Origin of the sequence: Paraburkholderia sp. SIMBA_053 (assembly GCF_046534895.1) — a bacterium.
GTDB lineage: Bacteria > Pseudomonadota > Gammaproteobacteria > Burkholderiales > Burkholderiaceae > Paraburkholderia > Paraburkholderia caledonica.
Window position 1 is genome coordinate 256,919 of the sequence record NZ_JAWRXU010000005.1, and the last position, 25,610, is coordinate 282,528.

18 protein-coding genes are annotated in these 25,610 nt (G+C 63.1%); 7 read left to right on the forward strand and 11 right to left on the reverse strand.

All coding sequences use genetic code 11. The features are described 5' to 3' along the window. Window positions 1-10 precede the first annotated feature (10 nt). The 5 genes from pabB to grpE all read right to left on the reverse strand — a co-directional run bounded on the left by pabB (window position 11) and on the right by grpE (window position 6,563). On the reverse strand, window positions 11-1,900 hold the full coding sequence (gene pabB / locus SB753_RS18865) for an aminodeoxychorismate synthase component I (protein ID WP_408484352.1): 1,890 nt from the start codon (window positions 1,898-1,900) through the stop codon (window positions 11-13). 25 nt (window positions 1,901-1,925) lie between these two features. Beyond that, window positions 1,926-3,068 carry a molecular chaperone DnaJ gene (gene dnaJ / locus SB753_RS18870; RefSeq protein WP_020069711.1) on the reverse strand — a complete coding sequence of 381 codons (1,143 nt, stop codon included), beginning with the start codon at window positions 3,066-3,068 and terminating at the stop codon, window positions 1,926-1,928. Window positions 3,069-3,337: 269 nt separating this feature from the next. Next, window positions 3,338-5,296 carry a molecular chaperone DnaK gene (gene dnaK, locus SB753_RS18875; protein ID WP_088173103.1) on the reverse strand — a complete coding sequence of 653 codons (1,959 nt, stop codon included), beginning with the start codon at window positions 5,294-5,296 and terminating at the stop codon, window positions 3,338-3,340. Between the two features lie 152 nt (window positions 5,297-5,448). After that, window positions 5,449-5,889 (reverse strand): thioredoxin family protein, encoded by a 441-nt coding sequence (locus tag SB753_RS18880; protein ID WP_088173104.1) that lies wholly within the window; start codon window positions 5,887-5,889, stop codon window positions 5,449-5,451. An 89-nt stretch (window positions 5,890-5,978) separates the two neighbouring features. Continuing rightward, complete coding sequence (gene grpE, locus SB753_RS18885) at window positions 5,979-6,563, reverse strand: nucleotide exchange factor GrpE (protein WP_027804896.1); 585 nt, start codon at window positions 6,561-6,563, stop codon at window positions 5,979-5,981. Window positions 6,564-6,943: 380 nt separating this feature from the next. On the opposite strand from grpE, the gene SB753_RS18890 reads away from it, so the two are divergent. Continuing rightward, window positions 6,944-7,105: a hypothetical protein gene (locus tag SB753_RS18890; RefSeq protein ID WP_006047884.1), complete on the forward strand. Its 162-nt coding sequence runs from the start codon at window positions 6,944-6,946 to the stop codon at window positions 7,103-7,105. On the opposite strand, the gene SB753_RS18895 is transcribed toward SB753_RS18890, so the two are convergent. The 3 genes from SB753_RS18895 to hrcA form a co-directional block, all read right to left on the reverse strand. Then, entirely contained in the window at window positions 7,077-7,484 is a 408-nt protein-coding gene (locus SB753_RS18895) for an RNA-binding S4 domain-containing protein (RefSeq protein WP_020069707.1), read from the reverse strand. The genes SB753_RS18890 and SB753_RS18895 overlap by 29 nt on opposite strands. Window positions 7,485-7,492: 8 nt before the next feature. Then, a complete protein-coding gene (gene hemH, locus SB753_RS18900) occupies window positions 7,493-8,563 on the reverse strand; it encodes a ferrochelatase (protein ID WP_214877296.1) in 1,071 nt (356 codons plus the stop codon). Window positions 8,564-8,730: 167 nt separating this feature from the next. Then, window positions 8,731-9,750: a heat-inducible transcriptional repressor HrcA gene (gene hrcA, locus SB753_RS18905; RefSeq protein ID WP_020069705.1), complete on the reverse strand. Its 1,020-nt coding sequence runs from the start codon at window positions 9,748-9,750 to the stop codon at window positions 8,731-8,733. Window positions 9,751-10,092: 342 nt separating this feature from the next. On the opposite strand from hrcA, the gene SB753_RS18910 reads away from it, so the two are divergent. Both SB753_RS18910 and recN read left to right on the forward strand, forming a co-directional pair. Further along, window positions 10,093-10,995 (forward strand): NAD kinase, encoded by a 903-nt coding sequence (locus SB753_RS18910; RefSeq protein WP_027804895.1) that lies wholly within the window; start codon window positions 10,093-10,095, stop codon window positions 10,993-10,995. A 66-nt stretch (window positions 10,996-11,061) separates the two neighbouring features. Continuing rightward, complete coding sequence (gene recN / locus SB753_RS18915) at window positions 11,062-12,732, forward strand: DNA repair protein RecN (RefSeq protein WP_087750891.1); 1,671 nt, start codon at window positions 11,062-11,064, stop codon at window positions 12,730-12,732. A gap of 125 nt (window positions 12,733-12,857) precedes the next feature. Here recN and glnE read toward each other — a convergent pair whose 3' ends face one another. Next, window positions 12,858-15,656: a bifunctional [glutamate--ammonia ligase]-adenylyl-L-tyrosine phosphorylase/[glutamate--ammonia-ligase] adenylyltransferase gene (glnE, locus tag SB753_RS18920; RefSeq protein ID WP_408484356.1), complete on the reverse strand. Its 2,799-nt coding sequence runs from the start codon at window positions 15,654-15,656 to the stop codon at window positions 12,858-12,860. 204 nt (window positions 15,657-15,860) lie between these two features. Between glnE and SB753_RS18925 the strand changes: the two genes are divergently transcribed. From SB753_RS18925 to aroG, 4 genes are all read left to right on the forward strand, one after another. Next, window positions 15,861-20,048: a YhdP family protein gene (locus tag SB753_RS18925; protein ID WP_408484358.1), complete on the forward strand. Its 4,188-nt coding sequence runs from the start codon at window positions 15,861-15,863 to the stop codon at window positions 20,046-20,048. Window positions 20,049-20,319: 271 nt separating this feature from the next. Beyond that, window positions 20,320-21,096, forward strand: a complete 777-nt coding sequence (locus SB753_RS18930; RefSeq protein ID WP_288824668.1) for a carbon-nitrogen hydrolase family protein — start codon at window positions 20,320-20,322, stop codon at window positions 21,094-21,096. 99 nt (window positions 21,097-21,195) lie between these two features. Further along, on the forward strand, window positions 21,196-22,662 hold the full coding sequence (gene tldD, locus SB753_RS18935) for a metalloprotease TldD (RefSeq protein WP_088173110.1): 1,467 nt from the start codon (window positions 21,196-21,198) through the stop codon (window positions 22,660-22,662). A gap of 345 nt (window positions 22,663-23,007) precedes the next feature. Further along, window positions 23,008-24,081 carry a 3-deoxy-7-phosphoheptulonate synthase AroG gene (aroG, locus tag SB753_RS18940; RefSeq protein ID WP_020069697.1) on the forward strand — a complete coding sequence of 358 codons (1,074 nt, stop codon included), beginning with the start codon at window positions 23,008-23,010 and terminating at the stop codon, window positions 24,079-24,081. 8 nt (window positions 24,082-24,089) lie between these two features. On the opposite strand, the gene SB753_RS18945 is transcribed toward aroG, so the two are convergent. Together SB753_RS18945 and hmpA are read right to left on the reverse strand one after the other, a co-directional pair. Further along, a complete protein-coding gene (locus tag SB753_RS18945; protein WP_410801290.1) occupies window positions 24,090-24,305 on the reverse strand; it encodes a hypothetical protein in 216 nt (71 codons plus the stop codon). Window positions 24,306-24,318: 13 nt separating this feature from the next. Next, on the reverse strand, window positions 24,319-25,524 hold the full coding sequence (gene hmpA, locus SB753_RS18950) for an NO-inducible flavohemoprotein (protein WP_410801292.1): 1,206 nt from the start codon (window positions 25,522-25,524) through the stop codon (window positions 24,319-24,321). Window positions 25,525-25,610: the final 86 nt, after the last annotated feature.

Here is a 25,610-nt window from a genome sequence, read left to right on the forward strand (position 1 = left end):
TTCGGTGTTTCTAGCGGACGATCCGGGCCGGCAGCGCGCCGCGCAATGCATTGCAGATCAACAGCGCTTCGGCGCTCAGTACGTCAGCCTCTGTCAGCACCTTTTCAGCCGCCTGCAGATTAGCGTCGTCTTCAAGCAGGATGCTTCGCATCACACCGGGCAGCACGCCCGACGCGAGCGGCGGCGTCCACCACCGCCCCGCCAGCTTCACGAATACGTTCGAGCGCCCGCCTTCCGTCAACTCGCCTCGTTCGTTGAAGAACAACGTGTCGAAAGCGCCTTTTGCCTCGGCTTCGCGCCAGCCGCGATCGTACTGTGCTCGGTGCGTGGTCTTATGACGCAGCAGTAGATCGCCGGATTGGGTCGATGCAAAATCGTGATCCGTTGCGAGCAGAACGTTGACCGTCGAATCGGCCAACGGCACCAACACCGCGGCCGTAATTTGCGTCACACCGCTCTTGCCTAGCGCGACGCGCATGCGGTGCGGTGTGGCTGCGGGCAACGATGAGCATCGCTCCGCGATCTGCGCGCGAATGCTTGCCGCATCGAATTGAAAGCCTAGCGTCGCTGCACTCGCCGACAGCCTCGCGAGATGGCGCGACACATGGCGCACGCCCTCTTCCCGCGTCGCGTACATGGTTTCGAACAGCTCGAAGCCGGGTTCCGCACCGGTCAGGAAACGCGCTTTCAATCGACACTCCGCATATTCGTCTTCGGCGACGCTGTCGAGCACGATGCCCGCGCCTATGCCCATCGTGCCGCGCAATTCTCCCGTGGGCGCGGACGGCTTCAAGGTCAGCGTGCGAATCGCGACGGACATGCAGAAGTCTCCACCGCTATTTTCATTCGCCGCCGGCTCGGGCGCGGGCGCGTCCAGCCAGCCGATCGCACCGGTGTACAGGCCGCGTGGCGTGCTCTCCAGTTCGTCGATCAACTGCATCGTGCGATGCTTCGGCGCACCGGTGATCGAGCCGCAAGGAAAGAGCGCGCGCACTATCGCGGCGAACGACGTGCCGGGCCGCAAAGCGGCTTCAACCGTCGACGTCATCTGCCAGACCGATGCATACGGCTCGACGGAAAAGAGCGCGGGCACTTTGACGGAGCCCGTTTGAGCGACGCGCGAAAGATCGTTCCTCAGCAGATCGACGATCATCACGTTTTCGGCGCGATTCTTGGGGTCGTTGCCGAGGAATTCAGCGGCGCCGCGATCCGCTGACGGATCGGCTGAACGTGGCGCGGTGCCTTTCATCGGGCGCGCGCGCAATGTTGCATTCTGCTTCTCGACGAAAAGCTCCGGCGAACATGACAGCACCCACCCGTTACCAGGCATTGCGATCAATGCGCCGTACCGAACGGGTTGACGCGCCCGCAACCGCCGATAAAGCGCGATAGGCGGGCCGAATACGTCGAAGCGGAGCCGGTATGTGTAGTTGACCTGATAGGACTCGCCGTCGCGCAGGGCGGCACGAATTGCGCCGATGGCCGCATTGAACTCCGCGGGTTCGACGCTCTCGCGCACATTGGCTGTGCCCGCCACAGACGGCTCTGCGAGGTCGCCATCTTGTTTTACGAGCCACGCGTCGACTTCGTCGCGTGAGAGTTTCTCGCAACGCTCGAACAATAAAAAACGCAGCGTGGCGTCGCCATGCTGCGTTTTGAACGACGGATCTGATGCCCCGCCGAGAAGATGCCGGCCGAACTCGTAGTCGGCGAGCACGATAGCGTGCAGGCCGTGCCGTGCATCCGATTCGGCGGCCTCGCAAACGGCTTCGAGCTGCGCGGGGTCGGCGCATACCCGCTCATGCGCGAAACCGGTGTACAGCCTGCTCGAGCGGCGCGCCGCCGACGCGTCGCAATCATCGAGCAATGCAAACACAGCGCCGCGCTCATCTGCCGTCATGCGTACCGCCAACTTCTAACTGCCGTTAATCGAAGAAGCTCTTCACCCGATCAAACCAGCTCTTGCTTTGCGGGCTGTGCCGCGCGCCGCCTTCCACCAAAGCTTTTTCGAACTGCTTGAGCAGATCGCGTTGCGGTTCCGTGAGCTTGACCGGCGTTTCGACCTGCACATGCACATACAGATCTCCGGCAATGCTCGAACGCAAGCCCTTGATACCCTTGCCGCGCAACCGGAACGTCTTGCCCGACTGCGTGCCTTCGGGCACCGTGAAGCTCGCGCGGCCCGCGAGCGTGGGCACCTCGATTTCGCCGCCCAACGCCGCCGTGGTAAACGGAATCGGCATCTGGCAATGCAAATCGTCGCCGTCGCGCTCGAATACCGAATGCTGCTTGATATGAATCTCGACGTACAGATCGCCTGACGGCCCGCCGTTGATGCCCGGTTCGCCGTTGCCGGCCGAACGGATGCGCATGCCGTCGTCGATACCTGCCGGGATCTTTACTTCGAGCGTCTTGGTTTCCTTTACCTTGCCCGCGCCGTGGCAGTGCGCGCACGGCTCAGGAATATAGGTGCCGGTGCCGTGACATTTCGGACAGGTTTGCTGGATGCTGAAAAAGCCTTGCGACATCCGCACAGCACCCGAACCGCTACAGGTCGGGCAGGTTTCCGGCTTGGTGCCGGGCTTCGCGCCCGAACCGTGACAGACTTCGCACGAGACCCAGCTCGGCACGCGAATCTGCGTGTCGTAACCGTGCGCCGCCTGTTCCAGCGTGATTTCCATGCTGTAGCGCAGATCGGCGCCGCGATACACCTGCGGGCCCGCGCGTCCGCCGCCGCCTCGCGCCGCGCCGCCGGCCGCCTGGCCGAAGATGTCGCCGAAAATATCGCCGAACGCATCGGCAAAGCCGCCGAAGCCTTGCGCACCGGCGCCGCCCATGTTCGGATCGACGCCCGCGTGACCATACTGGTCATATGCCGCACGCTTTTGCGAGTCCGAGAGCATTTCATAGGCTTCCTTCACCTCCTTGAAATGCTCTTCCGCATCCTTGTTGCCCGGATTGCGGTCGGGGTGGTGCTTCATCGCCAGCTTGCGATAAGCCTTCTTGATTTCGTCGTCGCTCGCGTTCTTTGCGACGCCCAGAACCTCGTAGTAATCCCGTTTCGCCATATCGGTTCAACGCCCCTCGCGAGAGTGCCGCGCGGTGGCTCCTCTTGAATGCTGGAGTCTCACGACTCGTCCGGTCGTGTTTCGTGCCGCGTGAATGCGGTTCAAAACAACGGCCTCCATAAAACAAATGTGCCCGGAGAGCCTAAAAGGCTCGCCAGGCGTGATAACCGCTCTTGCACGTTCCCGCGTTCAGATGCCCGCAGTACTTCGTGCAGCCGGGCCGCACACATGACCCGTGTGCGGCTTTACGGTCGGAATGCGACCTGGCTTTAGTCTTTCTTGACTTCCTTGAAGTCAGCGTCGACCACGTCGTCCTGCTGCTGGCTCGCGCCACCAGCCGACGGGCCCGCGCTCGCGCCCGCCGCGCCTGCTGCCGCAGCTTCGGCACCTTGCGCAGCCTGCATGTCGGCGTACATCTTTTCGCCCATCTTCTGCGAGGCAGTCGCCACCGCTTCGATCTTGGCTTCGAGTGCAGCCTTGTCGGTCGAACCGCTCTTCAGTGCGTCTTCCAGGTCCTTCAGCGCGGTTTCGATCTTTTCCTTCTCGCCGGATTCCAGCTTGTCGCCGTACTCGGTGAGCGCCTTCTTCGTGCTGTGGACGAGCGCGTCGCCCTGGTTGCGGGCGTCCGCCAGCTCACGCAGCTTGTGATCTTCTTCCGCGTTCGCTTCGGCGTCCTTCACCATCTTCTCGATTTCGGCTTCGGACAGACCCGAGTTCGCCTTGATCGTGATGCGGTTTTCCTTGCCGGTCGCCTTGTCTTTCGCGCCGACGTGCAGAATGCCGTTCGCGTCGATGTCGAAGCTCACTTCGATCTGCGGCGTGCCGCGCGGTGCCGGCGGAATGCCTTCAAGGTTGAACTCGCCCAGCAGCTTGTTGCCCGCCGCCATTTCGCGTTCGCCCTGATACACCTTGATCGTCACGGCGCTCTGATTGTCGTCAGCCGTCGAGTAGACCTGCGAATGCTTGGTCGGGATCGTGGTGTTCTTGTTGATCATCTTCGTCATCACGCCGCCGAGCGTTTCAATGCCGAGCGACAACGGGGTCACGTCGAGCAGCAGAACGTCCTTGCGGTCGCCGGACAACACCTGACCCTGGATCGCGGCGCCAACGGCCACGGCTTCGTCCGGGTTCACGTCGCGGCGCGGGTCCTTGCCGAAGAATTCCTTAACCTTTTCCTGCACCTTCGGCATGCGGGTCATACCGCCGACCAGAATCACGTCGTCGATTTCGCCGACCTTCACGCCTGCGTCCTTGATAGCGACGCGGCACGGTTCGATCGTGCGTTCGATCAGTTCTTCAACCAGCGCTTCGAGCTTGGCGCGCGTGATCTTCAGGTTCAAGTGCTTCGGACCCGACGCGTCGGCCGTGATGTACGGCAGGTTGATTTCGGTTTGCTGGCTCGACGACAGTTCGATCTTTGCCTTTTCAGCCGATTCCTTCAGGCGCTGCAATGCGAGCACGTCTTTCGAGAGATCGACGCCCTGCTCTTTCTTGAACTCACCGATGATGTAGTCGATGATGCGCTGGTCGAAGTCTTCACCGCCGAGGAACGTATCGCCGTTCGTGGACAGCACTTCGAACTGCTTTTCACCGTCGACATCGGCGATTTCGATGATCGACACGTCGAACGTACCGCCGCCCAGGTCATACACGGCGATCTTGCGGTCACCCTTCTCGTTCTTGTCGAGACCGAACGCGAGCGCGGCTGCGGTCGGTTCGTTGATGATGCGCTTGACTTCCAGACCGGCGATGCGGCCTGCATCTTTGGTTGCCTGACGCTGGCTGTCGTTGAAGTACGCGGGAACCGTGATCACAGCTTCGGTGACCGGCTCGCCGAGGTAGTCTTCAGCGGTCTTCTTCATCTTGCGCAGCACTTCCGCGGAGATCTGCGGCGGAGCGAGCTTCTGATCGCGTACTTCGACCCATGCGTCGCCGTTGTCGGCCTTCATGATCTTGTACGGCATCAGGCCGATATCTTTCTGAACTTCCTTCTCTTCGAAGCGGCGGCCGATCAGGCGCTTAACCGCGTACAGCGTGTTCTTCGGATTCGTGACCGACTGACGCTTGGCAGGCGCGCCGACGAGAATCTCGCCGTCTTCCATGTAGGCGATGATCGACGGCGTGGTGCGTGCACCTTCCGAGTTCTCGATCACCTTGACCGAATTGCCTTCCATGATCGCCACGCACGAGTTGGTCGTGCCGAGGTCGATACCGATGATTTTGCCCATTTTTACTAATCTCCTGACTTTGATCGCTGCGGGAATCGCCCTGTTTGCCGTCCGGCGGCAAGGCAATCCGCCCTAAATTCATACCTGCACTCAACATAAGTGCGTCCGCATCGTTTTCAAGACCTCTTTTGCGATGCGGTCTTTAATTTTTTTCAATCGACCGAACTTTTGCCCGAATCCGCTCCGTCGGCTTGCGAACCGCCTGCGGCATTGGCCGGGCGGATCTTCTCGCGCGCCGCGGCAACCGCCGCCTCGAATTGCGCGAGACCGTGCCAGCCTGTCGCCCGACCCAGCCGTTTGCCGCGGTGGAAGAAAAACCACGTCGGCACACCATGAAGCATGAAACGCCGGCCAAGCTCGCGGTGCTCGTAGACATTGCTGTGAAACCACCGCAAGCCGAGCGCACGAATCGCGTCCGGTTGCGCAAGCATGGCCTTCTTGGCGATCTCGCAGTTGAAGCAGTCGAGTCCCCAGAAGAACACCACCGCGAGTTGGTCACCCGCTTCGGCAAGACTGGCGTCGAATGACTCGGCGCTTAGCTCCTGCATGTCAAACGCCGAAAACGCGGTTGCGTCGACGGGAATTTTGGCCATGACGATGCCTACTTGGTGCCTACTCGTTGTCTACGGCTGTGTCTAGCGAACGCCAGCGAAACTCGAACGGAATACGGAGCAAACCGGCCTTACTTCGGTGCGGCGACAGTGACGAGCGCCGGACGCAGCACGCGATCGGCAATCACGAAGCCCTTTTGCAACACGGCGACAACCGTGTTCGGCTCCTGGTCGGCCGGCACCATGGAGATAGCCTGATGGCGGTGCGGGTCGAACTTCTCGCCCACCGGATTCAGCGCGACGACGCGGCCTTTCTCCAGCGCGCCTGTGAGCTGACGCAGCGTAAGCTCGACACCTTCGCGCACTTTCTGCAGGTCGTCGGTCGAGTGAGCGACGGCTGCTTCCAGACTATCGATCACCGGCAGCAGATGCTCCGCGAAGCTCTCGATTGCAAACTTATGTGCCTTCGCAACGTCTTCTTGCGCGCGGCGGCGCACGTTTTCCGTCTCGGCTTTCGCGCGCAGGAAGCTTTCCTGCAATTCGGCGATCTTCGCCTGCGCTTCGGCCAATGCAGCTTCCGCACCCGTTGCCGGCGTGTCCGTGGCGACGCTCGCAGCGGCTTCCTGCTCGGGCGTGACCGCCTCGGCGGCCTGGCGCGCGGTTTCGTCCGCGGGCGTGGGATTCTGGCTCGTCGGGTTCTCTTGCGTGTTTTCCATGTCGCTGAAAGTCGTTAAAAAATTAAAAGCCAACGGCAGCAACGGCGCATGACACCAACGCGATTTGTGCGTTGCAAAATCGCGACAGTTATCCAGGCGCGCTACCACGTATCGAAACGGCAGTTGGGGCCGCAAATGCGCCATTTCAAGCGCCTTCGCCGAAATTTTCAAACCGGCAGCAGCCGGCCGAAACGCGCGGTTACAACCATGAGTGCGCGGCGATCAGATTCAGATTGAGCGCGGCGTGCAAGTGACCTATGCTCCAGTTTACGCGGCGGAAAAACAGCGTTAACCCTAATCTGACATAAACCTTTCCGCCTTTTTGCAATTTCCACCTGGCTAGCTCGTTTCTTTTCCGCACCATCCCAAAAGGGGGTACCGTGAAACTGACCTTTGCAATCTCGGTGGTCGCACTGGTACTCGTTGCGGGCACCACGACCATCTGTATGTCTGGGGCGGTCAACGATCACACAACCGAATACGGCGGCGTGAACGCGACCATGGAACAACTGTTCAATCCCCACCTGAAAATCTGTCGATAGTCCGGCGGTCGCGCTTGGTGGGGCGGCCGTGTAGTGCCTCGGCCGGCTCGCGATAGGTCTTGCGGCGCTCGTGCTCGGCCTGCCGCTTTTGCCGGCTTTCGTCCGTCTCGGCGTAAAGCGTCTGCGCGACGCTCGCTGGGCCGCGCACGTCGCATACGCCCAGCACCTGCACCTGCCATACGAACCGCTCGATTTCGATCTCGACGAGATCGCCGACCCGCACGTCCTTGGCCGGCTTCACGTTGGCTCCGCCTATGCGCACACGTCCCTTCTCGACCGCGTCCGCGGCAAGCGAGCGCGTCTTGAAGAAGCGTGCTGCCCAAAGCCACTTGTCGATGCGCAGCTTCGCGCCCGGTTCCGTCGAAATTCGGTAGTTCATAAGCGTGCTCAAGCCGGAGTGTGATGCGGCACGGGGACCGCCTGCACGGGCCAGCCTTGCAGATTCTGCGCGACGATTTCGCCAAGCGCGGCAACCCACGCCTGCGACGCGTTCACGCAAGGAATGCGATGAAACTCCTTGCCGCCGGCATGCAGGAACTCGTCGCGCACTTCCATGCCGATCTCTTCAATCGTCTCGAGGCAATCAGCGGTGAAGCCGGGACAAAATACGTCAGCACGTCGCACGCCTGCTGCCCCGAGCTCCTTCAGCGTGGGTGCCGTGTACGGCTGCAACCACTCCGCCTTGCCGAAACGCGACTGGAACGTGATCCGGCATTCCACCGGCGTGAGGCCGAGCGCCTGCATCAGCAGCGCGCCTGTCGTCTGGCACTGCTCGTGGTACGGATCGCCAAGATCCAGTGTTCGCTTGGGCACGCCATGAAAACTGAGAACGAGCTTGTCGCCGGCAGCGAAATCCGGACGACCATGCAGATGCCAGTAGTGGTGCACCTGCGCAGCGAGCGCTGAAATGTACGCGGGATGATCGGCGTACTGGCGCACCGTGCGGATCTCGGGCTGGTTACGCATGCGCTTCAAGGCGGAGAATGCGTCGTCGAACGCGGTCGCCGTGGTCGACGACGAGTATTGCGGATACATCGGCACCAGCAGCACCCGTTCGGCACCGGCGAGCTTCAGCTGATTGAGCATGGCCGGGATGCCGGGCGTGCCGTAGCGCATGGCGTACTCGACGAGCACCGTGTAGTCATTCAATTGCAGCAGGTGGCGCAAACCTTCCACCTGCTTTTCCGTATAGACGCGTAGCGGCGAGCCTTCGGGCATCCACACGGCCGCATATTTCTTCGCGGATGCGCGACCCCGGAACGGCAGGATCAAAAGCCGCAAAATGATTTGCCACAGCAGCGCCGGAATTTCCACCACGCGAGGATCGGAGAGGAACTGCGCGAGATAGCGGCGAACCGCTCGAGGCGTTGGCGCGTCGGGCGTGCCGAGATTGATCAGCAGCACGGCAACGCGGTGCGACGTGGCGTTCTGCGAGGGCCGCTCGAGGTCGAAGCGCATAGGCAGCAGGGATAACCGCTCAAGGCGGGAAGTGGAATCAGGTGAGATTCATTATAGCGGCGCGCCTCGTGGCCGCGCGCCCTGGAGACCCCTGGCCGTTCGGCCAATTGGCAGGCGGCGCCGGCTCGCGCATCATGTACTGGACGAAACGCCGCAGCGGCGACGCGCTACTGCTGACTGAGCGTCAGCGAGAGCAGTCTCGCGGTGATGTCCACGATCGGGATCACGCGGTTGTAGGCCATTCGCGTGGGTCCGATCACGCCAAGTGTGCCGACGATCTTGCCATTCACCTCGTACGGCGCGGTAACGACGCTCATTTCCTCGATAGGCACGAGGTTCGACTCGCCGCCTATGAAGATCTGCACGCCAGCCGCATGACTCGACACATCCAGCAACTGAAGGAGACTGGTCTTTTGATCGAACACATCGAAGAGCTTGCGCAAGCGCGCCATGTCCGAGGAAAGATCCGCGACCTCGAGCAGATTGCGCTCGCCCGAAATGAGCACGGTCTCGCCGGTGTCCGATTCGTCGGTGCTTGCGGTGACGGCCGCGTGCATGAGCGTGGTCATGTCGCCGCGCAACTGGTCGATCTCTTCGCGCAGGCGGCGGCGCACTTCGTCGAAAGAAAGACCGGCGAAGTGGGCGTTGATGTAGTTGGATGCTTCGACCAGTTCGGATGGCGTGAAGTCGCGCTGGGTCGCCATCATGCGGTTCTGCACGTCGCCTTCGGGCGTAACGATGATCAGCAGAATGCGCTTGTCCGACAGGCGCATGAATTCGATCTGCTTGAACACGTGGCTGCGTCGCGGCGTGAGCACGACCCCGGCAAACTGCGACAGATTCGAGAGCACGCTCGCCGCCGCAGCGACGATTTTCTGCGGCTCACCGGCCTGCAGCGTAGTCTTGACGGTACGCGTGACTGCTTCTTCGTCTGCGGCCGACTCGACAGTCAACATTGTGTCGACAAAAAGCCGGTAGCCGCGCGGCGTGGGAATGCGTCCAGCCGAAGTATGCGGGCTGATCACAAGGCCCAGATCCTCGAGGTCCGACATGACGTTGCGGATGGTCGCCGGACTCAGCTCCAGGCCGGAATAGCGCGACAACGTGCGCGAGCCGACCGGCTGACCTTCGGCAATGTAGCGCTCGATCAGAGTTTTTAGGAGGGTTTGTGCGCGAGGATCTAGCATGACGGAAAATTTTAGCTCAATGGTGAGACTACCGCGAGCACTAACGGCGCCCAACACCGGCGGATCAACCGCCGCTCGCCAGGACTGCGTCTTGCGCTGGTTTCAGCGCCGGTTTCAGCGCCGGCCTCAGCGCCCGGTGCCGCATTCGGTCCGGTGCGCCGCCAGCCCTGTTGCCGACGGCCCCGCCCGCAGCGCGCCGTTGCAGTTTGCAGGGCGCGCATGTCATCAAGGCTTCACCATTCTAACGATAATCCCTAACTGCGCTGGCGGCCTGCCCGTGCCGGCGGGCCACCGGGTCCGCGCGCGGTTCTTTTCGGGCCTTACCTATGGTGTAATGCCGGCATGCAAGTAACCAGCCAGTTCAAGACCGTGGCGCTCGTCGGGCGCAACAACACCCCGGGCATTCGCGAGCCCCTGACGGCGCTCGCCTCCTGCATCGCGAAGCGCGGCTTCGAAGTCTTTTTCGAGGCCGACACCGCTGCGGAAATCGGCGTTACCGAGTATCCGGCGCTGCGTCCGGCCGAGATCGGCGCGCGTGCAGATGTGGCGATCGTGCTGGGCGGCGACGGCACGATGCTGGGCATCGGGCGGCAGCTGGCGCCTTACCGCACTCCGCTCATCGGCATCAACCACGGACGGCTGGGCTTCATTACCGACATCCCGATCTCGGACATGAGCGAGATCGTGCCGCAAATGCTGGCGGGCAACTTCGAACGCGAGGAGCGCGTGCTGCTGGAAGCGCGCATCATGCGCCAGGGCAATCCGATCTATCACGCGCTTGCCTTCAACGACGTGGTGGTCAATCGCAGCGGCTTCTCCGGCATGGCGGAACTGCACGTTTCGGTGGACGGGCGCTTCATGTACAACCAGCGCTCGGACGGCCTGATCGTAGCAACGCCCACCGGCTCGACGGCTTATGCGCTGTCGTCGCAAGGGCCGATTCTTCATCCGCAGCTGCAGGGCATCGTACTCGTGCCGATCGCGCCGCACGCGCTGTCAAACCGGCCCATCGTGTTGCCGGACGATTCGAAGGTCAGTATCCAGATCGTTTCGGGGCGCGAGGTCAACGTCAATTTCGACATGCAGTCGTTCACATCGCTCGAACTGGGCGACGCGATCGAAGTGCGCCGCTCGCGTCATACGGTGCCCATGCTGCATCCGGTCGGCTACAGCTATTTCGCGACGCTGCGCAAGAAACTGCACTGGAACGAATACCCGTCGCACGAAGAAGACGGCAAGCTCTGACCCGCAGAATGCCGGGATACAAGCGCCGCTAGAGAAACCCGAATATCAGGCTCACAGACCACCTTCATGCTTCGCCACCTCTCGATACGCGACTTCGTCATCGTCGCCGCGCTCGATCTTGAATTCGACAGCGGCTTTACCGTTTTTTCCGGCGAGACCGGCGCCGGCAAGTCGATCCTCATCGACGCGCTGGCGCTCGCGCTCGGCGCGCGCGCTGACGCGAGCGTCGTTCGCACCGGCGAGAGCCGCGCCGACATCACCGCGGAATTCGACACGCACGCGCAGGTGGATCAGTGGCTCGACGAGCAGGCGTTCGCCGCGTCGGCAGCCGACGGCCAGAACGGCGGCACGGTGATGCTGCGCCGCGTGGTGGATGCAAATGGGCGCTCGCGCGCTTTCATCAACGGCACGGCTGCGACACTGGCGCAACTGCGCGAGGTCGGCGAAATGCTGGTGGACATTCATGGCCAGCACGCGCACCAGTTGCTGATGCGTCCCGACGCCCAGCGCGAGCTGTTCGATACCCACGCGGGTCTGAGCGAACTTTCCGCGGGCGTCACGCGCGCGTGGCGCACATGGCGCGAGAAGGTTCAGGCGGTCGAGCATGCGCAAACGCGCGATCGCGAGTTGCAACTGGAACGCGAGCGGCTTGCCTGGCAGCTTGCGGAGCTGGACAAGCTGTCGCCCCAGCCGGGCGAGTGGGAAGAAGTTAACGCGGAGCATCGGCGGCTGTCGCATTCGGCGAATCTGATCGACGGCGTGCAAGGTGCGCTGACTGCGTTATCCGAATCGGACGAAGCGATGATCACGCATCTTGCGTCGATCGTGTCGAAGGTGCGCGACCTCGCGGAAATCGATCCGGCCTTGAACGACGTGCTGGCCGCGCTCGAACCCGCAGAGATTCAACTTCAGGAAGCTGCGTACTCGCTGAGCCATTACGCCCAAAAGCTCGAACTCGATCCCGACCGGCTCGCCCAGGTCGAAAAGCGCCTCGACGCATTGCATTCGGCGGCGCGCAAGTTCCGTTTGCAGCCCGAAACGCTGCCCGACGAACATGAAACACGCCGTGCGCAGCTTGCCGCGCTAGACGCTGCCGCCGACCTCGATAGTCTGCATGCAGCAGAAGCGAAGGCGCGTGAGGTATTCGTCGCGGAAGCTAAAAAGCTGTCCAAGGCACGCGCAAAGGCCGGCAAGGCCCTCGGCGCGGCGGTCACCACGGGCATGCAGGAACTGTCGATGAAAGGCGGCAGCTTCGAAGTAGCGCTCGTGCCGCTGCCGGAAGGCGGCGCGCATGGGCTGGAGCAGGTCGAGTTCCGCGTCGCGGGGCACGCAGGCGTCCCGCTGCGGCCGCTTGCTAAGGTCGCATCGGGCGGCGAACTCGCGCGGATCAGCCTTGCGCTGGCCGTGATTGCCAGCGCCGCAAGCCCGACGCCCACGCTGATCTTCGACGAAGTGGATACGGGCATCGGCGGCGGCGTCGCCGAAGTGGTCGGACGGCTATTGCATCAACTCGGAGAAGCGCGCCAGGTGCTTTGCGTGACGCATTTGCCGCAGGTCGCCGCACGGGGCGATCATCATTTCCAGGTCGCGAAGACCGGCAACGGCAAGGGCGGTACGGTAAGCAGCGTCGTTTCCCTCGACAAGGCGAGCCGCGTGGAAGAAGTCGCGCGAATGCTCGGCGGGCTCGAAATCACGCCGACCACTCGCAAGCACGCGAAGGAAATGCTGGCGGCTTAGTCGTCCCAAGGCTGCGGCGAAGGCCGGCCTTCAGCGCGGACACAGGTCTTTACCGCCGCAGCGGCACCAGACAAAGCGCCGGCAACACGCGCTTGTGCCGCGGCCCGCCATAACGCACGTCTCCTTCAACGCTCGCCAAACACCCGCTCCCAAAGTCCGAGCACGGCATCGCGTTCCGTCGCGACGAGAGCCGGCTCCACGCGCGCCTTCTCCATCCCATCCAGTCGCAGCTTGTGCTGCAGCTTCCGGTACGTGCGATAAGCCGCGCCGACCGTCTCGGCTTCGGCCTCGCTCATCAGCCCGAGGCGCGACACTTCGCGCAGCAGAGCAATGTTCCCGGTATTGCGGATCAACTCGGGATCGCGCGCCGCGTGCAGCAAGACCCAGTACTGCACAGTGAATTCGATATCCACCATGCCGCCCCGATCATGCTTGAGGTCGAACAGCGTCGTATGGTTAGGGTGCCCGGCGATCACCCGCTCGCGCATCTCGACAATCTCGGCGGCAAGCTGCGCGGCGTCGCGCGGCGTGGTCAGCACCTGTTCACGGATCGCCTCGAACTGCGCGCCAATGTGCGCGTCGCCCGCACAGTAACGCGCGCGGGTCAGTGCCTGGTGCTCCCAGACCCATGCGGTGTTGGCTGCGTCGCCCTCGCGCAACTGATAGCGGCGGAACGCGTCCAGATCGGTGACGAGCAAACCCGACTCGCCGTTCGGCCGCAGGCGCAGGTCGATATCGAACAATGTGCCTGCGCCGGTCGCCGTGGTCAGCCACGTAATCAGCCGGCGGGTGTACGTCGAATAAATATCGGCTGCGGCGTCGTCGGGATCGTCGTAGAGGAAGATGACGTCGAGGTCGGACGCATAGCCCAACTCTTTGCCACCCAGCTTGCCGTATGCGATCACCGCGAAACGCGGCACCTCGCGGTGGCGCTTCGGCAACTGGTTCCACACGGCTTCGAGCGTTACATCGAGCACAGCATCGGCGAGTTCGGACAGGCGGTCGCTCACATGTTCGACGCTCAGCTTGCCTGCAAGGTCGATCAGCAGAATACGGAACACTTCTGCCTGGTGCGCGTGGCGCAGCAAGTCCATTTGCTGCTCGACGCCGTCCGCGGCGGCAAGCCGCAAGCGCAACGTGCGCTTGAACTCGGGCCAGTCGAATGGACTGTTGATCGCTTCGTCGTCGAGCAGCTCGTCGAGCAATTGCGGATGGCGGATCAGATAGCCGGCCGCCCAGCGCGAGGCGCCCAGCACCGACAACACCCGATGCAGCGCTTGCGGATATTCGGTCAGCAGCGCCAGATACGCACCGCGCCGGCTCACGGCTTCGAGCAGATCGAAAAGACGTGCGAGCGTATCGCCGCGCCGCTCGGGCGGCTCCAGCGTGCGCGCGGCTTCGAGGGCGCGCTGCGCGACGATGTCGAAACGCTGCCGGCTGCGCTCCGCGAGCCCCGCATAACGCGACGATTGCCACACGCCGCGCAGCCGCGCGAGCAGATCGCCCGGCTCCGCGATACCCAGTTCGACGATACGCGCGCGCAACGCATCTTCGGCGCTGTCGTCCGAGAGTGCGCTGCTCCAGACCCAGGCCGCCGCGCCGTCTTCGGGGGCGCCGCAGCCATCGCGGCCGCTTACCTTGTCGGCAAATATCTGATCGAACTGCTGTTCGACAAACTCGCGATGTGCGTCGAGCCGAGCCATCAACGTCGAATAGTCGTCGCAGCCCATGGCACGGGCGAGCGCCGCACGGTCCTCGGGATCGACGGGCATCGCGTGAGTTTGCGCGTCGTTGCGATATTGCAGCCGGTGTTCCAGTTCGCGCAGGAACCGATACGCCTGCGAAAGCTTCACGCAGACCGACGTGTCGATCAACCCGTGCGTCGCGGCGTGCCGCAACACGGCGAGCGTCGGACGCACACGAAAACCGGCGTCCTGGCCGCCGCGGATCAACTGGAACACCTGCGCGCTGAATTCGATTTCGCGGATGCCACCGCGCCCTAGCTTGATGTCGTCGGCCTTGTCAGGGCGCATCGACGCGCGGCGCTGCGCCTCCTGGCGAATCTGCAGATGCAGCGCGCGAATCGCACTGATCACGCCGAAGTCGAGATAGCGGCGATAGACGAACGGCGTGACGATCGCATCGAGCTGTTTCGAGAGACGCCGCGCCGCCTCGCTCGTGGCTTCGGAAACGAGCCGCCCCTTGATCCACGCATAGCGTTCCCACTCGCGGCCCTGCACGTAGAAATACTCTTCGAGCATGCCGAGGCTGCAGACGAGCGGCCCCGAATCGCCGTTCGGGCGCAAACGCATGTCGACGCGAAACACATAGCCGTCGGCGGTGACTTCAGCGAGAGCGCCGATCAACCGCTTGCCGAGCCTTGTAAAAAAGTCTTGGGTGGCGATCGCCGCGCGCTGCCCGCCGGCGGTCTCGCCGTCCTCTTCATATATGAAGATCAGGTCGATGTCCGACGACACGTTCAGTTCCCGACCGCCGAGCTTGCCCATGCCGACCACGCCCAGAGTAAGCCGCTCGCCTTGCGGGCCGCGCGGCTCGCCAAAGAGCGCCTCGAGTTCGGCGGAAAGCACGGCAAGCGCGCGCTGGATTGTCGTCTCGGCCAGATCGGTCATCGCTCCGGTAACTTCGGCGACGTCCGCCTCGCCAGCCAGGTCGCGCTCCATCACGGCGCAAAACACCTCGGTGCGCAACCGGCGCAGCGCCCGTTTCAGTGCCTCTTCGGTCAAGGGAGCGGCAGCGCCGCCGGCGGCCTCCGCGCAGAGCATGTCAAAGCGGGCGTCAATGCGCTCGCGGGTCAGCGGCGCGGACGCAAGCTCCGCCACCTGCACGGCGAGTTTGGGATGCGCCGCGGCGGCGCGCGCCGCGTAGTGCGAATAGTCGGAACTCAGAAGAGTAGCGTGAGTCATCAAAGGTCTGGCTCGCTCGTTGCTTGATTGTCGGGGACTGTGCCCAGAGGCATGACCGCTTCGGCGCACCACGTCTTCGCGCACGCCGATGAAGCTCGCGCGGCGGCGTGCTGACAGGGCCTGCACGAAGTCCTGCCGACGCTTTCCCGTGTGTTACATTTCGTCGTTAAATCGCAAAACTACCATACGCCCACCCGCCGCAGCATGTCCGAGCGAAACGAATCCGCCGACCCGCAGGAAACCGGGCAGGCCCGGCCTCTGAGCGGAAGCGACCACGTCGTGCTGCGCCGGACTCTTCACGTCGTTCTGGCGCTGGCGCTCGTCCTCTATTTCATCGCGGCGGGACTGTACCTCGGCTTGCGCTATGTGGTGTTGCCGCGCGCCGACGCTTTCCGCCCGCGCATCGAAGCCGCCGTCTCCGAAAAGCTGCACGCGCAGTTCACCATCGGCAAGCTGGCGCCGCATTGGAGCGGGTTCCAGCCAGGGCTCGACATCACTAACCTGGTGATTCGAGATCGTGAAGGCAAACCCGCGCTCACCATACCGCACGCCACCGCGAGCTTGTCGTGGCGCTCGCTCTGGCAGTTCTATCCGACGCTCTCGAGTCTGATCGTCGATCAACCGGATGTGCTGATTGCGCGCGGCGGCGACGGAGAACTCTCGGTCGCCGGCGTGCCGGTGCCGACACGTCACAGCGGCAACGACACCTTGTCGACGTGGCTCGTGCGACAACAGGCGATCGTCGTGCGCGGCGGTGTGCTGCGCTGGCGTGACGTCCAGCGTGACGAACCGGAACTCGCGCTGCGCGACATCCGCATAGCGATCCTGAACGACGGCTACGATCACCGTCTTGCGCTGCAGGCGCCGCCGGACGGCCGGTTGCTACACGGCCCGATCGATTTCCGCACGCATTTCCGGCACGCGCCGCTCGCGGCGATCGGCAAGCCGATTAACTGGAAGGGACAGGCCTATGTGTCGACCGGGCCGGTCGATCTGCCGACGCTTGCGCGTTACGTCAGGTTTCCGATCGAAACGTTCGCAGGCCGCATCGACAACGCAATCTGGGTCGATTTCGCCGACGGCCGCATGAAGTCGGCCAGCGGCCAGATGGCCGGCGCAGATGTCGCGTTACGCGTGCGGCCCACGCAGCCGAAGCTGCTTGTGCCGGTCGCCCATTTCGGGTGGCGCATGGAAGCCGATCAGGGCGACTACAAGCTTCAACTGAGTGACATGCGCGCCGAACTCGGCCAGCCGCCGCTCGAGGACGGCACGCCGCTTACGCGCACACTGACGTTCGACACGCTCGACGGACGCTATCGCAAAGCTTCGCAGCAAAACGGACAGCTCATGAGCGTGTCGGGCGACCGCGTGGACCTGGGCATTCTCGCGGAATTCAGCCGCGCGTTGCCGCTGCCGCGGCCCCTTCTGAACGGTCTGGTGCGGTTCAACCCGCGCGGCATCGTCGCCAACTATCTGATCGAAGTGGAACGCGGCAAGCCGGAATCGGGCGAGCCTGGCGGCGACCGGCACGCGACGGGCGCCGAGCCAGTCGAGCGTTATCGCTTCAAGGGCGATCTGCAAGGCATCAGCTTCGCCGCACAAGAACCGCCGCCTGGGCTCACCGCGCGCAATCACCCGCGTGCGGGCATTCCGGGTATCGAAAATCTTTGGGGCACTGTCGACGCCGATCAACGTCACGGTACGGCTTTGCTCGACACGTCCAACGTAGCGATCACGCTGCCAGGCGTCTTCGACGATCCGCGCCTCAAGCTCGACCATCTGCACGGTCGCGCCGACTGGACCATCGGCAAGAAAGCTCCCGGCGACAACCACCCTGCGTTCACAGTGAAACTGGCCGATTTCGGCGTCTCGAATGCAGACGTCGCGGCGAGCGCCACCGCCGACTACAGCAACCCCGGCCACGGCCGCGGCTCGCTCGACCTGAAAGCGGACTTCGAGCGCGCGCAGGTCTCGCGCATCGCCCGCTATCTTCCGACCAGCATCAGCGAAAAGCTGCGCATCTATCTCGGTCACGGCTTGCAGGCCGGCATGTCGCGCGGCGCGACGATCGAGATACATGGCGATCTGACGAAATTCCCCTACTCGCGCGATCCCGACGCGGGCGTCTTTCACATTGTCGCGCCGTTCAAGGGCGGCAAATTCGATCCTTCGCCATACCCGCCGCGCAAGATGAGGAACGGCACGCCGAACGTGTGGCCGCCGCTCGACGGCATCGACGGCGTGTTCGAACTCAAAGAGAAGATGTTGCGCTTCGACATCGACCGCGCACGCTATAAACGCGTGGCGCTGCATGGCGTGAACGGCAGAATCGAGGACCTCGGCACGCGCGAGTCGAACCTCGTGATCAAGGGCGACGGGCTCGGGCCGCTCGCCGACATGCTCGACTACGTGAACGAAAGCTCGCTCGGCATCATGGCGCGGCACCAGACCGAGAAGATCCGTGCCGAAGGCCCGGCCTCGCTCGCGCTCAAGCTGACGGTTCCGCGCACGCCCAAGCCGCATATCGGCGTGGAAGGCGCGATTGGCTTCGAGAATAATCGACTGACGGTAGAAAACGTGCCGCCGTTGTCGCAGGTAAGGGGCAAAGTGCACTTTACCGAACGCAGCGCGCAGACAGACCGGCTCACCGCGCAGTTTCTTGGCGGCGACTTGCGGGCAAGCGGCGGACTGAAGCAGGACGGCACTTACGCACTCGACTTGGACGGCCATCTCGCCGTCGATGCGGCGCGCGGTCTCGGCCTGCATGGTCCGGCGGCTCAGGTGCTCTCGCGCATGAGCGGCAGCGCCCCTTACGCGCTCAATGTGAGCGGCGCAAAAGGCAGGCTGCCGCAACTCACCATGAACTCGGACCTGACCGGCCTCGCGCTCGACTTCCCGGCACCGTTCAACAAGCCGGTCGGCGCACCGATGCCGCTGCGGCTCGCCGCCGGGCCGTCCACGGTTGCCGGCGAAAGCGGGCTGGAGCGTGCGGAACTCAACTTTGGTCCGATCGCCGCGCGCTACTTGCTGGACTACAAGCCGAAGAGCCCGCCGACGGTGCTGCGCGGCGCAATCGGCGTGAACCGGCCGGCCGACCTGCCTTCGGAAGGGGTAATCGCCGCGGTCGACCTCGAAGCATTCGATGCCGACGCATGGCGCGCGCTCGTTACACAGATGCGCAACAAGGAAGCGCCCGCCGCATCGGCCACGCCTTCCACCCCCAACCCGACTGTCGCGCAATTCCTGCCGAGCCGCTTCGCGCTCCACATCGGCACCTTGACGCTGCTCAAGCGCCATTGGGACAGCGTAATCGTCGGCGCTTCGCACGCGGACGGCAAATGGCAGGCGAATATCGCGTCCAATCAGGTGTCGGGTCACGTTTCGTGGCTGCCGGGCGCCGACAAGGCGTCGCCGGGGACGCTGCAGGCGCGCTTTGCGCGCGTCGTGATTCCGTCGGTGGCCGACAAGGATCTGCTTGGTCAAGCTATCTCTGCTCCAGCGCAGAACATGCCGTCGATCGATCTGGTCGTGAACGAACTGATCGTGCGCGACCGCGATATCGGCCGGCTCGAAGTGCTGGCGCACAATTTCAACGAAGACGGCGTGCCCGTCTGGCAACTCGACAAGCTGGACATTGCGAACCCCTCGGCGACGCTCACCGCGACGGCGAACTGGCGCACCTCAGCCGAACTGGCCAACTCTGCCGACGACACCACGTCGCGGCGCACCGTGTTCGATTTCAAGCTCGACATCAAGGACGCGGGCGGATTGCTCCAGCGCTTCGGCCAGCCGCGCACGCTGAAGGCGGGCAGCGGCACGCTATCGGGCAAGATGGTGTGGCGCGGTGGCCCGACCGCGATCGACTACCCGACGCTAAACGGCAATATGGCCGTCGATCTTCGTCACGGCCAGATTCTCAAGGTCGATCCGGGCGTCGCCAAGCTGCTCGGCGTGCTCAGTCTGCAAAGCCTCGCGCGCTTCGCGACGCTGAACTTTCGCGACGTGATCGGCGAAGGTCTGCCGTTCGAGCACGTCACGGGAACCGCGCAGATTCACAACGGCATCGGCCACACCGACAACTTCGAGATGGTGACCGCGCCGGCCCGCGCCGAAATGAAAGGCTCCGTCGATCTGGCTCAGGAAACGCAGGATCTGCATGTCCAGATCGTGCCGACGGTGAGCGCCGGCGCAGCGGTCGTCGCGGCCGCGGTAATCAATCCATTGCTCGGCCTAGGCGCGCTGGTGGCGGATCTGGCGTTCAGCCAGTCGATCTCGCACGCGTTCGCGCGGGAGTACGCGATCACCGGTTCGTGGTCGAAACCGCACATCGAGCGGGTCAAGAACGATCGGGGTAAGATGGACGCTCCAGCTTCGACCGCGGTCGCGCAGTAAGTGTCTTCGGTTGAAGCGTTGGCTCGAGCTTCAAGTCGGCGGCGGATTCGACGCTGTCGGTGGGTTACGGAGTGCCCGAGCCAGCCACAACGACGTACGCGGCGCCAGCAATTCGCGCCGCCGCCTTTGCCGGGAGTTTCTCGAAACGCTCATGAGCGAAACACACGTCTCTTCATCTTCGTCCCCTGCTTTGTCGGCCGCAGCACCTGGCGATTCACAGCTTGGGCAGGCAAACGGCACACAGAGCACGTTCCGCGTCGCGGCGCTGCAGATGGTGAGCACGCCGGATCGCGATCGAAATCTGGCCGACGCCGAGCGCCTGATTGCTGAAGCCGCGGCCGATGGCGCACAGCTTGTCCTCCTGCCGGAATACTTCTGCTTCATGGGCTTCAAGGACACGGACAAGCTCGCCGTGCGCGAGGCTTACCGCGACGGCCCGATTCAGCGCTTTCTCGCGGATGCCGCGCGCCGTCACAAGCTGTGGGTGATCGGCGGCACGCTGCCGGTCACGGCGCCCGAACCGTCGCGAGTGTTGAACACCACACTCGTATTCGACCCGCAAGGACACGAGGCGGCCCGCTACGACAAGATTCATCTGTTCAACTTCGAAAAAGGCGAGGAATCGTTCGACGAGGCGCGCACCATCTGCCCCGGTGACGAGGTCCGTGCTTTCCAGTCGCCCTTCGGCCGTGTCGGTCTGTCGGTCTGCTACGATTTGCGCTTTCCCGAGCTGTACCGGCGCATGGGCGATTGCGCGCTGATCGTGGTGCCATCGGCGTTTACCTACACGACCGGCCGCGCGCATTGGGAGATGCTGCTGCGCGCCCGCGCCGTCGAAAACCAGTGCTATGTGCTGGCCGCGGCGCAAGGCGGCAAGCACGAGAATGGCCGCCGTACGTGGGGCCACAGCATGTTGATCGACCCGTGGGGCGAAATCGTGGCAGTGCGTGACGAAGGCGCCGGCGTGGTCGCCGGCACGCTGGAGCGCACACGTATCGACGAAGTGCGGCAGAGCCTGCCCGCCTGGCGTCACCGGGTGCTGAGCTAGACTCATTGACATTGAAACTGCGGCGCCCCTCACCCATATAGTGTTGGTAGTGTTGGTGGCGCTAACCGAATCCTTCGTATCGAGCAGAACATACTTCGCATGAATATCATCGAACCCGGTATCCGTAATCTCGCCACCGCCAAGGACATCCTCCTGACGCCCTACGGTCTCGACGAGTCCCTGCTCACCCGCACGCTGGCTGAGATCTTCACGCATCGCGTCGACTACGCGGACCTGTACTTCCAGGCAACCCGCAGCGAAGCATGGAGTCTGGAAGAAGGCATCGTGAAGTCGGGCAGTTTCAGCATCGACCAGGGCGTCGGCGTGCGCGCCGTGTCGGGCGACCGCACGGCTTTCGCGTATTCGGACGACCTGTCGCCCGAAGCGATCCGCCAGGCGGCCATTGCCACACGTGCAATTGCCAAGGCCGGCGGCGGCAAGCAGAAGATCAAGGTGGCGTCGTCGTTGACCGGCATTGCCGGGCGCGATCTGTACCTGCCCGCCGATCCTCTGCATTCGCTCGACGCAACCGCCAAGGTCAAGCTGCTCGAACGCATCGAACACATGGCGCGCGGTCGCGACCGGCGCATCCAGCAAGTCATGGCGGGCCTCGCCGGTGAATACGACGTCGTGTTGGTCGCGCGCAGCGACGGCGGGTTCGCAGCAGATATCCGTCCGCTCGTGCGGGTGTCGGTCACGGTGATCGCCGAGCAGAACGGTCGACGCGAGATCGGCAGCGGCGGCGGCGGTGGCCGCTTCGACTACAGCTACTTCACCGACGAAGTGCTGTCGCGTTACGTCGACGACGCGGTGCACGCAGCGCTCGTGAACCTCGAAGCGCGCCCGGCTCCGGCCGGCGCGATGACTGTCGTGCTCGGACCGGGCTGGCCCGGCGTGTTGCTGCACGAAGCGATCGGCCACGGTCTGGAAGGCGACTTCAATCGCAAGGGATCGTCGGCGTTCGCGGGACGCATCGGCGAGCAGGTCGCGGCCAAGGGCGTGACCGTCGTCGACGACGGCACGCTGCCGAACCGGCGCGGCTCGCTCAATATCGACGACGAAGGCAATCCGACGCAGTGCACGACGCTGATCGAAGACGGCATTCTCAAGGGCTATATTCAGGACACGCTCAACGCGCGTCTGATGAAGATGCCGGTCACGGGCAATGCACGCCGTGAGTCGTACGCGGCGCTGCCCATGCCGCGCATGACCAACACGTACATGCTCAACGGCGACAAGGACCCGCAGGAAATCATCGAATCCGTGAAAAACGGTTTGTACGCGGTGAATTTCGGCGGCGGCCAGGTCGACATCACCAACGGCAAGTTCGTATTCTCGGCCTCCGAGGCCTACATGATCGAAGACGGCAAGATCACGTACCCGGTCAAGGGCGCGACGCTGATTGGCAGCGGTCCGGAATCGCTGAAATACGTCAGCATGATCGGCAACGACATGAAGCTCGATTCAGGCGTCGGCGTGTGCGGCAAGGAAGGCCAGAGCGTGCCGGTAGGGGTCGGGCAGCCGACGTTGCGCATCGACCGGATGACGGTTGGCGGCACGGCTTAAAACTGAACTCGCCGCATGATTCGTGCATCGATTGCATGAATCATGCGGGTTTTCCGCATTTTCTCGCCCTACAGCTTGTCAGTCGAGCTTAGCCGGGTTATAAAGTCACTCACCCTTTTTGACCAGCGACTCCATTTCGCCATGTCCGCCAAGTTTTATTTTTACTTTTTCTGGTATCTCAGACCGCTGGCGGATCGAGAGGGGTGTTAGTGCACGTAGAACACCGAGAATTCCCGAAAAACCGCCAGCGAGTCTGGCGGTTTTTTTTCGCCTTCCGTCTTTGAACATTATGTTTTGCACGCACCGCCTGCGCGAACACGCTACGAACCGATTCAGGAGAACAACATGCCCCCGCACAACACCGACGATGTCCGCATTCGCGAATTGAAAGAGCTCACTCCTCCCGCGCACCTGATCCGCGAATTTGCCTGCGACGAAGCGGTGTCCGACCTGATCTACAACTCACGCACCGCCATGCATCGCATTCTGCACGGCATGGACGACCGCTTGATCGTAATCGTCGGGCCGTGTTCGATTCACGATACGAAGGCGGCGCTGGAATACGCGGGACGCCTCGTCGAACAGCGCAAGCGCTTCGCGGGCGAGCTCGAAGTCGTGATGCGCGTGTACTTCGAAAAGCCACGCACGACGGTCGGCTGGAAGGGTCTTATCAACGACCCGCATATGGACAACAGCTTCAAGATCAACGAAGGGCTGCGCACGGCGCGCGAGCTGCTGTTGCGCATCAACGAACTGGGTCTGCCGGCCGCCACTGAGTATCTCGACATGATCAGCCCGCAGTACATCGCCGATCTGATCTCGTGGGGCGCGATCGGCGCGCGGACCACCGAGTCGCAAGTGCACCGCGAACTCGCTTCGGGACTGTCGTGCCCGGTCGGCTTCAAGAACGGCACCGACGGCAATGTGAAGATCGCCGTCGACGCGATCAAAGCCGCGTCGCAGCCGCACCATTTCCTGTCGGTCACCAAGGGCGGCCACTCGGCGATCGTATCGACGGCGGGCAACGAGGATTGCCATATCATCCTGCGCGGCGGCAAGACGCCGAACTATGACGCGGACAGCGTCAACGCGGCGTGTTCGGACATCGGCAAATCAGGTCTCGCCGCGCGCCTGATGATCGACGCGAGCCACGCGAACAGTTCGAAGAAGCATGAGAACCAGATTCCGGTGTGCGCGGACATCGGCCGGCAAGTTGCTTCGGGTGACGAACGAATTATCGGCGTGATGCTGGAATCGCATCTGGTGGCCGGCCGCCAGGACTTGCAGGAAGGCTGCGCACTCACGTACGGGCAGAGCGTGACCGATGCATGCATCGGCTGGGACGAAAGCGTTGCCGTACTCGAAGGTCTCGCCGACGCCGTCAAGCAACGGCGCGTGGCGCGCGGAAGCGGCAACTGATTGCTGTTCTATTGCGTCGTGTGACGCAATCGGCAGATGAAAAACCCGGCTCGTCGAGCCGGGTTTTTTGTTTGGGTGGCGAAACGGATGAATGGTGCTGGATGGGCCGCCTCGGTACCGTGACAAGTCATGATCGCTCTCAGCATGACTTGCGTTAGGCCGAAGCCGCCGGTTACGTTGGCGATGTCGGGCATGACTCGCTTCTTCTTTTTGGAGCTTGCCATGCACGCCTACGTTTCACTCGACCACGCCCGAACCGAAGACTTCAGTGTGAATCCGCGCCGGGTCCACGCCGAGCGCCGCCAGCGCATCGCACTGCGCGCGCATGAACGGCACCGGTCCACAGATGTAGTAGTCGGCATCCGGCACGATAACCTGACCGGCAATTCTTGACAGGTCAAGACGACCGTCGAAATCGTAGTCGACGCCCTGCCGGTCGCCCTCGCCGACCGCTTCGTACAACACCACGCGCTTCACGTTCGAATGCGACGCGACCGTCTCGTTGAGCCACTGACGGAACGCGTGCACGCGGCCGTTGCGGCATGCGTGAACGAAAGTCACGCTCCGCTCGCTGCCGTCGGCGAGGATGGTTGACAGCATCGAGGTCATGGGCGTCACGCCCACGCCGCCGCTCATCAGCACCACGGGCGTGGTTTTCTTGCGATCGAGCGTGAAGTCGCCCATCGGCGCGCTCACATGCACGACGGTGCCCTCTTCGACATCTGCGTGCAGCAGGTTGGACACGTGGCCGGGCGCTATGTCTTCGCGGCCGTCTTCGCGCTTCACGGAGATGCGCAGCCACTTGCCATGCGGCGCGTCCGACAAGCTGTACTGACGCGGCTGATCGACACCCAGCTTGTCGACGAAACGTTTCACACTCACGTACTGACCCGGTTCGAAGTCACACGCGGCCGAACCGTCGGCTGGCCTCAGATAGAACGACGTGATTTCGTCGCTCTCCACCTGTTTGCGCGCCACCTTGAACGGACGGAAGCCGCTCCACGCCGCGCCTTCATACAGCTTCGCCTCGGTGCCCACGAAGATGTTCGCAAGCTGACCATACGCGACTTGCCAGGCGTCGAGCGTGGGTTGATCGACCGCGTCGCCGAGCACGTCGACGATCGCACCCAGCAGGTGGCGGCCCACAATCGGGTAATGCTCGGGCCGTATGTTCAGGCTCGCGTGCTTATTGGCGATCCGCGAGACAGTCGGGCCGAGCGCGCCCAGATTGTCGATGTTGGCTGCGTACGCATAGACCGCGCGCGCCAGCGTTTCGGGCTGATTGCCGCTTTGCTGATGCGTCTGGTTGAACAGATTCTTCAACTCGGGATGATGCGCAAACATGCGCTTGTAGAAGTGCTTCGTGATGGTCGTGCCATGTTCAGCAAGCACGGGCACCGTGGCTTTGACGCGGGCAATCTGTTCGGCGGTCAGGGCGGTCATTTGTACTTCTCCTTAAAGATGCAAATACGATACATCTTTAAGCCGCGACTTGCTCTGACAGATTGTCGCAGGCCACTGCCGACTGC

Excerpts from the sequence above, each read along its gene's own strand:
- pabB (WP_408484352.1), bottom strand. The coding sequence starts at position 1,900 with ATGACGGCAGATGAGCGCGGCGCTGTGTTTGCATTGCTCGATGATTGC.
- dnaJ (WP_020069711.1), bottom strand. The coding sequence starts at position 3,068 with ATGGCGAAACGGGATTACTACGAGGTTCTGGGCGTCGCAAAGAACGCG.
- dnaK (WP_088173103.1), bottom strand. The coding sequence starts at position 5,296 with ATGGGCAAAATCATCGGTATCGACCTCGGCACGACCAACTCGTGCGTG.
- SB753_RS18880 (WP_088173104.1), bottom strand. The coding sequence starts at position 5,889 with ATGGCCAAAATTCCCGTCGACGCAACCGCGTTTTCGGCGTTTGACATG.
- grpE (WP_027804896.1), bottom strand. The coding sequence starts at position 6,563 with ATGGAAAACACGCAAGAGAACCCGACGAGCCAGAATCCCACGCCCGCG.
- SB753_RS18895 (WP_020069707.1), bottom strand. The coding sequence starts at position 7,484 with ATGAACTACCGAATTTCGACGGAACCGGGCGCGAAGCTGCGCATCGAC.
- hemH (WP_214877296.1), bottom strand. The coding sequence starts at position 8,563 with ATGCGCTTCGACCTCGAGCGGCCCTCGCAGAACGCCACGTCGCACCGC.
- hrcA (WP_020069705.1), bottom strand. The coding sequence starts at position 9,750 with ATGCTAGATCCTCGCGCACAAACCCTCCTAAAAACTCTGATCGAGCGC.
- SB753_RS18910 (WP_027804895.1), top strand. The coding sequence starts at position 10,093 with ATGCAAGTAACCAGCCAGTTCAAGACCGTGGCGCTCGTCGGGCGCAAC.
- recN (WP_087750891.1), top strand. The coding sequence starts at position 11,062 with ATGCTTCGCCACCTCTCGATACGCGACTTCGTCATCGTCGCCGCGCTC.
- glnE (WP_408484356.1), bottom strand. The coding sequence starts at position 15,656 with ATGACTCACGCTACTCTTCTGAGTTCCGACTATTCGCACTACGCGGCG.
- SB753_RS18925 (WP_408484358.1), top strand. The coding sequence starts at position 15,861 with ATGTCCGAGCGAAACGAATCCGCCGACCCGCAGGAAACCGGGCAGGCC.
- SB753_RS18930 (WP_288824668.1), top strand. The coding sequence starts at position 20,320 with ATGGTGAGCACGCCGGATCGCGATCGAAATCTGGCCGACGCCGAGCGC.
- tldD (WP_088173110.1), top strand. The coding sequence starts at position 21,196 with ATGAATATCATCGAACCCGGTATCCGTAATCTCGCCACCGCCAAGGAC.
- aroG (WP_020069697.1), top strand. The coding sequence starts at position 23,008 with ATGCCCCCGCACAACACCGACGATGTCCGCATTCGCGAATTGAAAGAG.
- SB753_RS18945 (WP_410801290.1), bottom strand. The coding sequence starts at position 24,305 with ATGGCAAGCTCCAAAAAGAAGAAGCGAGTCATGCCCGACATCGCCAAC.
- hmpA (WP_410801292.1), bottom strand. The coding sequence starts at position 25,524 with ATGACCGCCCTGACCGCCGAACAGATTGCCCGCGTCAAAGCCACGGTG.